Annotated in this window: 8 protein-coding genes; 4 read left to right on the top strand and 4 right to left on the bottom strand. The window is 69.3% G+C overall.

Annotated features, from left to right (window positions below):
- Positions 1 to 22 precede the first annotated feature (22 nt).
- The 3 genes from M8445_RS15425 to M8445_RS15415 all read left to right on the top strand — a co-directional run bounded on the left by M8445_RS15425 (position 23) and on the right by M8445_RS15415 (position 3,841).
- Complete coding sequence (locus M8445_RS15425) at positions 23 to 790, top strand: PucR family transcriptional regulator (RefSeq protein ID WP_273991184.1); 768 nt, start codon at positions 23 to 25, stop codon at positions 788 to 790.
- A 143-nt stretch (positions 791 to 933) separates the two neighbouring features.
- Positions 934 to 2,280 (top strand): aminotransferase class III-fold pyridoxal phosphate-dependent enzyme, encoded by a 1,347-nt coding sequence (locus M8445_RS15420; RefSeq protein WP_273991183.1) that lies wholly within the window; start codon positions 934 to 936, stop codon positions 2,278 to 2,280.
- Between the two features lie 52 nt (positions 2,281 to 2,332).
- The gene (locus tag M8445_RS15415) at positions 2,333 to 3,841 is read left to right on the top strand and encodes a CoA-acylating methylmalonate-semialdehyde dehydrogenase (protein WP_273991182.1); all 1,509 of its coding nucleotides are present in this window, start codon (positions 2,333 to 2,335) and stop codon (positions 3,839 to 3,841) included.
- A 64-nt stretch (positions 3,842 to 3,905) separates the two neighbouring features.
- On the opposite strand, the gene M8445_RS15410 is transcribed toward M8445_RS15415, so the two are convergent.
- From M8445_RS15410 to M8445_RS15395, 4 genes are read right to left on the bottom strand one after another with little or no spacing between them, the layout of a single operon-like run.
- Positions 3,906 to 5,948: an ATP-binding protein gene (locus M8445_RS15410; RefSeq protein WP_273991181.1), complete on the bottom strand. Its 2,043-nt coding sequence runs from the start codon at positions 5,946 to 5,948 to the stop codon at positions 3,906 to 3,908.
- Positions 5,945 to 6,373, bottom strand: coding sequence for a response regulator (locus tag M8445_RS15405; RefSeq protein ID WP_273991180.1), 429 nt, complete (start codon positions 6,371 to 6,373; stop codon positions 5,945 to 5,947). Before M8445_RS15405 ends, M8445_RS15410 begins: the two co-directional genes overlap by 4 nt.
- A 1-nt stretch (position 6,374) precedes the next feature.
- Positions 6,375 to 8,735 (bottom strand): ATP-binding protein, encoded by a 2,361-nt coding sequence (locus M8445_RS15400; protein WP_273991179.1) that lies wholly within the window; start codon positions 8,733 to 8,735, stop codon positions 6,375 to 6,377.
- The gene (locus tag M8445_RS15395; RefSeq protein ID WP_273991178.1) at positions 8,732 to 9,358 is read right to left on the bottom strand and encodes a biliverdin-producing heme oxygenase; all 627 of its coding nucleotides are present in this window, start codon (positions 9,356 to 9,358) and stop codon (positions 8,732 to 8,734) included. Before M8445_RS15395 ends, M8445_RS15400 begins: the two co-directional genes overlap by 4 nt.
- Positions 9,359 to 9,529: 171 nt before the next feature.
- Here M8445_RS15395 and M8445_RS15390 point away from each other — a divergent pair, with 171 nt between their 5' ends.
- A complete protein-coding gene (locus M8445_RS15390; protein WP_273991177.1) occupies positions 9,530 to 12,145 on the top strand; it encodes a GAF domain-containing sensor histidine kinase in 2,616 nt (871 codons plus the stop codon).
- Positions 12,146 to 12,194: the final 49 nt, after the last annotated feature.

Below are 12,194 nucleotides of genomic sequence, written 5' to 3'. Positions count from 1 at the left end.
AAAGGCGCACACTGAAGCCACCATGACGCCTGTTCGACTGGAGGATCCGATGTTGCCGACGCTGGCGGAACTGTTGACGCTTCCGGCGTTCGCGGGCGCGGAGGTCGTGAGCGGGCAGGCGCACCTGCATCAGCCTGTGACCTGGGTGCACGTGTCCGAGGTCGCGGACGCCGCGCGGTTCCTGACGGGCGGGGAGCTGCTGCTGTCCACGGGCTCACTGCTCGCGCGGATGGGTGACGGCGAACTGGAGGGCTTCGTGGCGTCTCTGGCGCAGCGGGGCGCGCACGGGCTGGCGCTGGAACTCGTGCAGGTGTTCCGTGAGGTGCCCCCGGCGCTGCTGGGCGCGTCGCGCCTGCACGGGCTGCCGCTGATCGTGTTCCGCGAGGAGGTGAGTTTCGCGGCCCTGACCCGCGCGGCGCACGCCCGCATCCTGAACCACGGCGGCCCCGCGCTGGACCCGAGCCTCGCGCCGCTGCTGGACGCGCTGGCCGAGACGGGGCGCAGCGTGGCGTTCCTGCGTGCGCAGCTGGGGCCGCTGCTGGCACTCCCGGCCCGCCCGCGCTCGACGCTGCTGGGCACCCTGGACGCGCTGCTGAACACGAACTTCAACATGGCCGAGGCCGCGCGGCGCCTCGGCGTGCGCCGCCAGACGGTGTACTACCGCCTGGAGCAACTGCGCGCCATGCTGCCGGACCTGGACGAACCCCGCCGGCAACTGGGCCTGCATCTGGCATTGGAACTGACCCGTAGCGAGGCGGGCGAGGCCCTCAGCGCCGCCGAGCGGACGTAAACCACGCGACTGGACAGACTGTCTCTTGCCGCTCCAGCACGCAAAAAACTACACTCCGGGCAACATTCGGTTTCCGCTTTGCTTTCTAAAACCTGCTCCCTGCACACTGCCGGGTTCACCCTGTCATTCCGGAGGTTTCACCCATGCCAGACGCTCACCCAGACACGCACGAGGTCATCCAGCAGAACCGCGAGCACACCCTGTTCTCGTGGAGCGTGCAGACGCAGACGAACCCCATTCACATGACGGGCGGCAAGGGCAGCCACTTCTATGACGGGGACGGCAACACGTGGTTGGACTTTTCCAGTCAGCTGATCAACATCAACGTCGGGCATCAGCACCCGGCCGTCCTGAACGCCATCAAGGCGCAGGTGGACACCATGTGCTTCGCCGGGCCGAGCTTCGCCACCGACGTCCGCGCGACGCTGGGTAAGAAATTGCGCGAGGTGACGGGCCTCGGCAAGAGCTTCTTCACGCTGGGCGGCAGCGAGGCGAACGAGAACGCCATGAAGATCGCCCGCCTGTACACCGGCCGCGACAAGATCATCACGCGCTACCGCAGCTACCACGGCGCCACCATGGGCAGCATGACCGCCAGCGGCGACCCCCGGCGCTGGCCGGTCGAGCCCGGCGTGCCCGGCATCGTCCGCGCCTTCGACCCGTACTGCTACCGCTGCCCCTTCGGCCAGCAGGTTGAGAGCTGCAAGCGCGAGTGCGTGTCCCACATCGAGGAGATCATCCAGATGGAAGGGCCGCACACCATCGCCGCCATCATGGTCGAGGGCATCACCGGCAGCAACGGCCTGCTCGTCCCGCCCGACGACTACTACCCCAAACTCCGTGCCCTGTGCGACAAGTACGGCATCCTGCTGATCGACGACGAGGTCATGAGCGGCTTCGGACGCACCGGCACGTGGCTCGCCACGCAGCATTACGGCATTAAGCCCGACATCGTCACCTGCGCCAAGGGGCTGACCAGCGGGTACATGCCGCTCGGCGCGGTCGTGGTCACGGACGCCATCGCCGATTTCTTCGAAACGCACTTCCTGGCGGGCGGCCTGACCTACAGCGGCCACCCCGTCTCGCTGGCCGCCGCCATCGCCAACCTGCAGGTGTACGAGGACGAGGGGCTGTTCGAGCACACCCGCGAACTCGGCGAGTACCTCGGCCAGCGCCTGGAAGCCATGAAAGCGAAGTACGCCTGCGTGGGCGACGTGCGCTACAAGGGCCTGTTCAGCGTCATCGAACTCGTGAAGGACAAGGCGACCAAGGAGCCGCTGGCCCCCTTCAACGGCACCTCGCCCGAGATGGGTCGCCTCGCTGCGCATCTCAAGAGCAGGCACGTGTACGCCTACAGCCGCTTCAACTTCCTGTGGGTCTGCCCGCCCCTCGTGGTCACCCGCGAGGAACTCGACGAGGGCCTCGCCGCGTACGAGGAAGCCCTCGCGCTCGTGGATCAGCTGATCGGCGCGCCCGTCGCCGCTGACTGACGCCGCCCGCCTGTCCCAACCTGCCTCATCTCCCACTGCCCCAGGAGTCCCCATGACCGACACCGCTATCAAACCCGCGCCCATCAACCACTGGCTGAACGGCAAGCTGACGCCCGGCACGTCGGGCCGCACCACCCGGGTGTTCAACCCTGCGACAGGCGAAGTGCAGGGCCTCGTGGATCTCGCCAGCGTGGAAGAGATCGGCGCAGCCGTGGAGGCCGCCAGCGCCGCCGCGAAGGCATGGAGGACCGTGCCGCTCAGCAGGCGCGCCGAGATCATGTTCCGCTTTCGGGCGCTGCTGGACGCGGGCCGTGACGATCTGGCCCGCATCCTGACGCGCGAGCACGGCAAGGTGCACGGCGACGCCCTGGGCGAGATCGCGCGCGGCATCGAGAACGTGGATTTCGCGTGTGGGATTCCCAACCTGCTCAAGGGCGGCTATTCCGAGGGTGCGAGTACCGGCGTGGACGTGTACTCCATCCAGCAGCCGCTGGGTGTGGTGGCGGGCATCACGCCGTTCAACTTCCCGGCGATGGTGCCGCTCTGGATGATCGCCAACGCGCTGGCCTGCGGGAACGCCTTCATCCTGAAACCCAGTGAGAAGGACCCCAGCGCCAGCCTGTTCATCGCGGACCTGTTGCAGCGCGCGGGCCTGCCGGACGGTGTGTTCACCGTCATTCACGGCGACAAGGTCGCCGTGGACGCCCTGCTGGAACACCCGGGCATCGCCGCCGTGAGTTTCGTCGGATCCACCCCGATCGCCCGGTACATCTACCAGAAGGGCACCGAGCACGGCAAGCGCGTGCAGGCGCTGGGCGGCGCGAAGAACCACATGCTGGTCCTGCCGGACGCGGACGTGAACATGGCCGCCGACGCCGCTGTGAGCGCCGCGTACGGCAGTGCCGGGGAGCGCTGCATGGCGATCAGCGTGGTACTGGCCGTGGGGGACGTGGCGGACGAACTGGTGGACGCCATCGCGTCGCGCCTGCCGGCCCTGAAGGTCGGGCCGGGCAGCGACGCCGCGAACGAGATGGGGCCGCTGATCTCCCGTGAGCACCGAGACAAGGTCGCCGGGTACATCGGCAGCGCCGCCGAGCAGGGCGCGAAGATAGTGGTGGACGGCCGGGAACAGCAGTTCAGCGGGAACGGCTTCTTCCTGGGTGTGTCGCTGCTCGACCACGTCACGCCGGACATGGACGCGTACCGCGACGAGATCTTCGGGCCGGTCCTGTGCGTCGTGCGCGTCCCCAGCTACGAGGCGGGCCTGAAGCTCATCAACGACAACGAGTTCGGGAACGGCACGGCCATCTTCACGCGGGACGGCGGCGCGGCCCGGCAGTTCCAGTTCGAGTGTCAGGTCGGCATGGTCGGTGTGAACGTCCCCATTCCCGTGCCGGTCGCGTACTATAGCTTCGGCGGCTGGAAGGCCAGTCTGTTCGGTGACACGCACATGTACGGCCCGGACGGCGTCAAGTTCTACACGCGCACGAAGGTCATCACGTCCCGCTGGCCCGACCCGGCAGGCAGCAAGGTCGACCTGGGCTTCCCTCAGAACCGCTGACCGATCCCGCCGCCTGAAGCGGCTGAGCGCGCCGCTGACTGTATCGTTGGCGCGCTCAGCCGCTTCAGGCGGGCCGGGTGTCGCCGGCGCGGTAGGGCACGCTGAACTGCACGGCCGTGCCTCCCGCCGCAGGTTGTGACAGCCAGATGGTCCCGCCGCGTCCCTCGACGATCTTGCGGCACAGGGCCAGCCCGATGCCGTTCCCGGCGTAGTGGTCGCGGGTGTGGAGGCGCTGGAAGATCACGAACACCCGGTCGTGGTACTCGGGTTCGATGCCGATGCCGTTGTCGGTGACGGTGAAAATCCAGCCGTCCTCGCTGGCGTGGGCCTGCACCTGCACGACCGGCGGCTGGTCGGGGCGGCGGAATTTCAGGGCGTTTCCGATCAGGTTCTGGAACAGTTGCGTGAACTGCGTGGCGTCCACCATCAGTCTTGGCAGCGTTCCGACCTGCACCTGACCGCCGGTCTCGTCGATCAGGGCCTGAAGCTGCGCGGTGACGTGCCCGACCAGGGTGTTCAGGTCGGTCAGGGTGGGGATGCTGGGCTGGGTGTTCAGGCGACTGACGGCCAGCACGTCCTCGATCAGGGTGGACATGCGCTGCGCGCCCGCCACGGTGAAGTCGATGTAGCGCCGCGCCCGGTCGTCGAGTTGCGGGCCGTACCGGTTTTGCAGTAGTTGAGTGAAGGAACTGATGGTCCGCAGCGGTTCTTTCAGGTCGTGGCTGGCCACGTACGCGAACTGTTCGAGCTCGCGGTTGCTGCGTTCCAGGGCGGCGGTGCGGGCCTGCACGCGCGCTTCCAGGGTCTGGCGGTGTTCGCGGTCCGCCTCGTACAGCGCCGAGCGGGTCAGGGCGTGCGAGAGCATCTGCGCCAGCGTCAGCAGCAGCGTGCGGGTGTCGTCGCTGTGCTCGGCGTCCTGCGGCGGCTGGAAGGCCAGCACGCCCAGCAGGTTCCCGGTGAGGTCGTCCGTGCTGGCGGCGTTGCCCGGCTGCCCGGCAGTCCCGCGCGGCCGGGTCAGGGTCAGGGTGGTCCAGCCGTCACCGCAGGATCCGATCTGCTCGGGTTGCACGGCCTGTTGCAGTCCGGCCTGCAACGCGGCCGCGCCGGGCAGGGCGGTCAGCGCCTCGACCGGCCCGTCCTGCCCGGTCAGCAGCCAGTCGCCGGCGGCGTCCGGCGTGGCCAGGATCACCAGCGGACTGCGCACCAGTGCCTGGGAGACCTGCACGATGGCGGTCAGGACGTCCTGCCGTTCACGGACGGTGTTCAGGGTGGCGGCGGCGTTGTACAGGCCCTGCATGCGCCGCGAGTGCCGCTGCTCGCGCTGCTCGGCCTCGCGGCGGGCGGTCACGTCGTACAGGTACATGGTCAGGCCCGTGCGGGACGGGTACAGCCGCGCGTGCAGCCAGCGGTCCTGCTCCGGCAGGCGCAGTTCGGCGGTGGTCATCTCCGCGCTGCGCCGGGCGCGTTCGATGGCCGCCGTGAAGTCCGGGTTGCCGTGCCAGGGGGGCGGGGCGCGGCGCAGGGCGTTCAGGGTGGTGCCCAGCAGGATTTCGGCCGCGCCGTTGAGTTCCATGACCTGCCCGGTTTCGTCCAGTGCGACGAACCCGTCGGTGATGGAATTCAGGATCGCGGCCGTGCGGGCCTGCGAGCGCCGCAGTTCCCGCGCCATGTCGTGGGTGTTCAGGGCGCGCAGCAGCGTCTGCCGCAGCAGGTCGGCGTTCAGGCGGCCCTTCACCAGGTAGTCCTGCGCGCCGGCGCGGATGGCCTGCACGGCCACCTGCTCGTCCCCCACGCCGGTCAGCATGATCACCGCGCAGTCCGGGCGGGCCTCGTTCAGGAATTCCAGGCCGGTCATGTCCGGCAACTGGTAGTCCAGCAGGATCACGTCCGGCGCGCCGCGTTGCAGGGCGTCCAGCGCGTCTTCGCCCAGCGCGGTGGCCTGCGCGTGCACCTCGCGCCCGGGCCAGTGCCGCAGGAAATGCAGGTACGTTTCGGTGTCCTCGGGGCTGTCGTCCACGATCAGGATCCGCAGCGGGAGAATGGCCTGCGGCTGCGTGACCTCCGCGCCGCGCGCCTGACTGCCGGACTGCGCTTCAGTGCCTGTCATGGCCCCTCCGCCGATTCGGGCAGCTGCGCCAGGCCCAGCCAGAAGTCCAGAGTGATGCGCAGCTGCTCGGTGTACTGCGCGAAGTTCACGGGTTTGATCAGGTAGGCGTTCGCGCCCAGCTGGTAGCAGTCGTTCACGTCGCGTTCACTGGCCGAGGTGGACAGGATCACGACCGGCAGGGACCGCAGGTACGGCGTGCTGCGGATGAAGGCCAGGACCTCGCGTCCGTCGGTGCCGGGCATGTTCAGGTCCAGCAGCACCAGTTTCGGCCAGGACTGCGCGCGGTCCGAGAGGCGGTCCAGGGCGTCGTCCCCGTCGGTGCAGCGTTCCAGCAGATCGGTGCGTTCCAGTTTCTGCATGGCCCACAGGGTCGCCTGGTAGTCCTCGTCGCTGTCCTCGACGACCAGCACAGGCCTCGGGGACACTTCAGGCCTCCAGCGTGAAGTAGAACACGCTGCCCTGACCGTACTCGCTGCTCACCCAGATCTGACCGCCGTGCCGCTCCACGAGCTTCCGCACGATGGTCAGGCCCGCGCCGGTCCCACCTCCGAACTGATCGCGGGCATGCAGGCGCTTGAAGATCCGGAAGATGTTCTCGAAGTGCTTCTCGCGGATGCCGATGCCGTTGTCGCGCACGAACAGCACGCAGGCGTACGCGGGCACGCCGTCCGGCACGCGCAGGTCCGGGTGCGCGGCGCGCCCGTCGGGCAGGATCGCCCCGACCTGCACCTGCGGCTGCGCCTTGTCGTTGTACTTCATGGCGTTGGTGATCAGGTTGCTCAGCACCTCGCCCACCCGCACGCGGTCGATGGTCAGGACCGGCAGGTCCGGCTGCACCTGCACCTGCACGTTCAGCTGCTCCAGGCGCGGCGCGATGACTTCCAGCACGTCGGCCATCAGATTGTTCAGGTCAGTGGGCTGGAAGCTCAGGTCCACGCGGCCCACCCGTGAGTACAGCAGCAGCGAGTCGATCAGGTCATCCATCCGCTGCGTGAGCCGCACCAGCGTCCTGAGTTTCGCCGCGCCGTCCTCGTCCAGTTGCTGCTCGTACACCTCAAGCAGGTACACCGAGTAGTTGTGCAGGCCCCGCAGCGGCTCTTTCAGGTCGTGGCTGGCAATGTACGCGAAGGCGTCCAGGTCGGCGTTGCTGCGTTCCAGGTCGGCGTTGCTGCGCTCCAGATGATCGTTCAGCTGCCCGAGTTCCTCCACGCGGCGCAGCACGACCGCCATGATCGCCCGCCGCAGCGCCCGCGCGGCCAGCAGCTCTTCTGTCTGCCAGGCCGCGCTGCGGCCCCGCACGGTTTCCTGCCACGCCGCGAACGACTGCCGGGGCGTCAGGCGGTCCGTGCCGTCCTCACTGACTTCCACGGGTTTGTTCGGGTCGCCGCCCCAGGTGACGGTCTGCAACTCCTCGGGCCGGAACCACATCACGTAATCGTGACGGCTGTGCGAGAGTTTCACGGCCAGCAGGCCACTGGCGCGGCCGGCGTACTCCTGCGCCGGGCCGTGCAGTTCTCCCAGCGTCTGGGTGTGCAGGATGTCCACGTCCGCCTGCGTGTCCAGCCACCCGGTCAGCGCCGTCACCTGCGCCCGGGACGGCGTGGCCCCCAGCAGGACCACCTCGCCGTCCAGGCACACGGCCGCGCCCGGCGTGTCGATGAAGTGCAGCAGGTTCATGCCGCTGCCCACCAGCGCCTCGAGCAGGTCGTTCTCCTCGGCCATGCGCTCCACGAGTTGCGTCTGCGCGGTCTTCAGTTGCAACTGGTACGACTGGTCGCGCTGCTCCTGGCGGGCGCTGATCTGCACGCTGGCCACCTGCCCCAGCAACTCGCAGGCGGACCTCACGTCGTACGGCAGGTGCCGGGGTTCGGTGTGATGGCAGGCGATCAGGCCCCACAGCGCCCCGCCGCGCACCAGACTGACGCTCATGGAGGCGTTCACGCCCATGTTCTTCAGGTACTGAAGGTGAATGGGGGAGACGCTGCGCAGCACGCAGTAACTCATGTCCAGCGGCGCGGCCACCTCGTCCGGGACGCCCTCGCCCTGGCGCGCGAACATCGGGACCGGTTCGTACGTCACGTCCGCGATGATGCGCAGCATGTTCTGCACGTACAGCGCCCGCGCCTGCTGAGGGATGTCCGACGCCGGGTACCGCAGCCCCAGGTACGGGGTCAGGTCGCCGCGCAGGTCCTCGGCGATCACGGTGCCCGTGCCGTCCTCCGCGAACTGGTACACCATCACGCGGTCGAACCCGGTCAGGCGGCGCACCTCCTCGGCCGTGGCCGCCGCGAACTCCGTGAGGTCCACGGTGGCGTTCAGGCGCGCCACCGAACGCTTCACCTGACTGTAACTGTCGACCGGAGGCCGGCCGGGCCGCGCCGCCTCGAATTCCAGGATCACCTGCTGTCCGCGCCGGTGCGCGATCAGGTCGAACAGCCCCCGCCCGCGCACTGGCGTGGTCAGCAGGTACAGCGGATTGTCGTTCAGCGACTCGGTCGCCAGGGCCCCCTGCACCCGCGCCAGGGTTTCTCCGTCCAGCAGGGCGCCCAGGCCGCCACTCAGGACCTCGGGCACGCCCAGCCCGAAGTGCGTCTCGGTGTTCCCGCTGACCTGCGTGGCCACGTTGCCGCGCAGGACCAGCAGCACCCCGTGCGGCTGCACCGACCCGGGAATGTGGATGGGCTCGCGGTCGCAGTTGGTCAGGTCTGCCGGTTCACCCAGGCGCGCCACCTGCACGCTCAGCGCGGGCGTCTCAGCGGCGCGGCCCTGACCGTCCGGCCCGGTCACAGCGTCCCCCCGGCCTGCCCGTGCCGGAGGGCCGGTAGAACCTCCGGCACGGACAGGCCGCTGATGAACAGCCCGAACGTCTGCCCGGCCGACTGCACGGCCCGCTCCGCGAACGCCGCCGGGTCCGCATCGGCCGCGCCGCGCGCCTCCAGCGCCGCGCCGAACGCCTTCCAGCGCGGCCCGACCAGTTCGCCGTAGCTGCTGTAGAACGCCGCGCCCCCCGCGCCCAGGTCCAGCTGCGTGCCCAGGTGGCGGCGCAGCAACTGCCCGCCCAGCGTGGCGCCTTCGAGCACGTACGCCGCGCCCCAGGCGTCCGCCTCGGCCTGCAGGAACTCCAGCCTGTCCCCAGCCCCGCCCGGGGCGTCCGGCAGCGGGCTGCGCAGGTCCCGCAGGTCGCGTTCCAGCAGTGGGCGTTTCAGGCGCGCCGGCCAGTCCAGCGCCGCGCGCCCGGCCGGTCCCAGCAGCGTTCCCAGACGGTCTTCCAGCGGAACGTACAGCGTCCACATGCGCCGCAGCACCTGCACGTACCGCTCACGGGTCAGGTGAGGGTTCATCAGGTCCAGACTGGCTTCCGCCTGCTCATGCTGCACGCGGGTACGGGTTTTCAGTTGCGGCAGAATCACGCCTCTGTTTTATCAGACCCACGCATGTGCGCGTGTGCGCCCGCACGTCCCGGTGGGTGCCCCCACGCCCCCGTCAGGAAGCAGCCGGGAAGCAACCATGAAGAAACTTCCGGGCCAAACGGCCTGTCCTGCGAGAATCCAGTCAGGTGCGGGGCAGTATGCTGCGCCGGTATGACGGCCTTCACCTCCTCCCTGTTCGAACGCTGGCAGGAGGTCACCAGCGCCCTGGCCGCCGCCAGTACGCCCCCGCAGGTGCGTGACGCCCTGCGGGGCTTCGGCGGGCACGTGGACCTGCGCTTCGCGGGCGACCCACACGATCCGAACGCCGAACCGTTCCCGGACGGAGAGACCATCGAGATCAACCTGGGCACGGCGGTTCCTGGCCTGCCGCTGGCCCGGCTGCACCTGCGGCCCGGCACGCCCCTGACCGAGCAGGACCGCGCGCTGCTGCGCGCCACCGGGCCGCTGATCTGCGCCGCGCTGACCCGCACGCCCCGGCTGGGCGGTGGCCTGAGGGGCCAGGACCGCGAGACCGTCTTGCGCGCCTTCATGACACTGACCGAGCAACTGGGCGCCGATCTGGAACCCGACGCGCTGATCCGCAGCGCCGAACAGGGCATCCGCCGCCTGATGCCCGGTATGACCGTCGCGTACCTGGAACGCCGCACGGATACCTGGAGCGTGCGCTTCCTGTCCGGGGACGCCCACCCGGATATCCTGGCCCCCGACCAGGCGGGTCTGCCGTCCTCATCTCCGGTGTTCCTAGACGCCATCCGCAGCGGCCTGCCGGTCTTCGTGGATCACTGGAACGCCGCCGAACAGCACCTGCCCAGCACCCACGCCTACCGCGCCGTGGCCCTTCAGGCCTTCCACCGTGATGGGCAACTGGTTGGCCTGATCGGCGTGGGCACCACCAGCCACGACGCCTGGACGGCGCTGGAACGCGGGATCTTCGCTGCCGCCTGCCGCAGCCTGCACCTGGCTCTGAACCGCGCGTGGCACGTGCAGCAGCTGGCCGAGGAGCGCGCCGCGCTGGCCGCGTTCGTCAGTTTCGAGGAGCAGGCCATGAACAGCCGCGACCCATCGGAACTGGCCAGCTGGGCCGCTGACGTGCTGGGCGCCACCCTGCGCAGCGTGGCCGTGGGATACTTCGTGCCGCGCGGTGAGCAGTGGTTCCCGGCGGCGCTGCCAGACGACCTGCCCGCCGACCTGACCGGGCAGTTGCGGGCGGGTGTCAGCATGGACGCTCCCAGCTCGCACCAGCTGATGCAGGCGCGTACGGCCGTGTTCATTCCCAACTGGGACGGACCGGCCGACGGATTCAGCAGCAACCATGGGTTCCGGGCTATGGCGATGTACCCCATGTACAGCGGCCCCCGGCTGGTGGGTCTGCTGGTCATGGCGCACCGCGCCGCCCGCGACTGGAACGAACGGGAAAGCAGCGTGTTCCGTGCGGTGGGCCGCAGTCTCAGCATGGCGCTCGAGCGCAGCGCGAACGATGAACTGCTGCGCGACCAGAACGCCGCGCTGCACGCCCAGACCCGCTCGCTGGAAGCGTTCGCGCAGCTCAGCGCCGACCTGGGCGCACAGGAGGACCGCTACGCCCTGATCCGCCGGGCGCAGGAGGTCGCGCTGTCCCTGCTGGCCGACGGGTTCGCGGTGTACTACGAACCCGAAGGCGGCCTCTGGAGGCTGCGCGCCCAGGTCGGCAACCTGCATAACCCCGGGTTGCAGGCCGCCGTGGACGCCGGACTGGACTTCGAACGCAGCCTGAACCTGATCACGCCCTGGCGCAGCGGTGAAGCCTACTACCAGAGTGCCTACGACGCGGAAACCGATGGCCTGCCCGAAACCGAGAGTGTCGTGGGGGCGTCCGCCTGCCTGCCCATCACGCTGCTCGGGGAGCCCATCGGCGTGTTCTGCATCGGGCAGTTTCACGCCCGGCAGTGGAGCGCCGCGGACCGCTCGCTGCTCAGCAGCGTCACGCACAGCCTGTCCCTGGCGCTGGACCGCGCGCAGAGCGTCATGGACCTGCGCCACTACAGTGACAAACTGGAACGCAGTAACGCCGCCATGCACGCCGCGAACGAGGAACTCGAAGCGTTCGCGTACTCGGTCAGTCACGACCTGCGCGCTCCCGTGCGGCACATCGCGGGCTTCTCGGACCTGCTGCGCAAGGCGCTGGGCGACACGCTGGACGGGAACCCCAAGGCGGGCCGCGCCCTGAAGGTCATCTCGGATTCCGCCGCGCACATGAACGAGCTGATCGACGCGATGCTGAACCTCTCCCGCACCGCCCGTCAGGAACTGCGCGTGGACGAGGTGAACCTCGCCGCGCTGACCGAGGACGTGCGCCGCGACCTGACGCCCGACATGCAGGGCCGGGCCATCCAGTGGAACGTGGCGCCGCTGCCCAGCGTGAAGGGCGACGCCGCCCTGCTGCGGCAGGTGCTGTTCAACCTGATCGGGAACGCCGTGAAATACACCTCGCAGCGGGAACGGGCCGTGATCGACGTGTGGGCCGAACCCCAGGGCGGCAGCTGGGCTGTTCACATCCGCGACAACGGCGTCGGGTTCGACGGCCGCTACGCTCACAAGCTGTTCGGCGTGTTCCAGCGTCTGCACCGCCCCGAGGAGTTCGGCGGGACGGGCGTGGGTCTCGCCAACGTGCGTCGCATCCTGATGCGCCACGGCGGCAGCTGGGCCGCCAGCGGCGAACCCGGCCAGGGCGCGACCTTCACGTTCACGCTGCCCGCCAGCGGACCTGTCCTGGCCCCGCCGGCCTGAACCGCCCGCAGCAGGACGGCCTGCCGGACCAACACGGCCTGCCGAACGG

The organism is Deinococcus aquaticus, assembly GCF_028622095.1.
Taxonomy (GTDB): Bacteria; Deinococcota; Deinococci; order Deinococcales; family Deinococcaceae; genus Deinococcus; species Deinococcus aquaticus.
The sequence above is the reverse complement of the archived record's forward strand: the minus strand, read 5'-3'. Positions and strand labels throughout refer to the sequence as shown.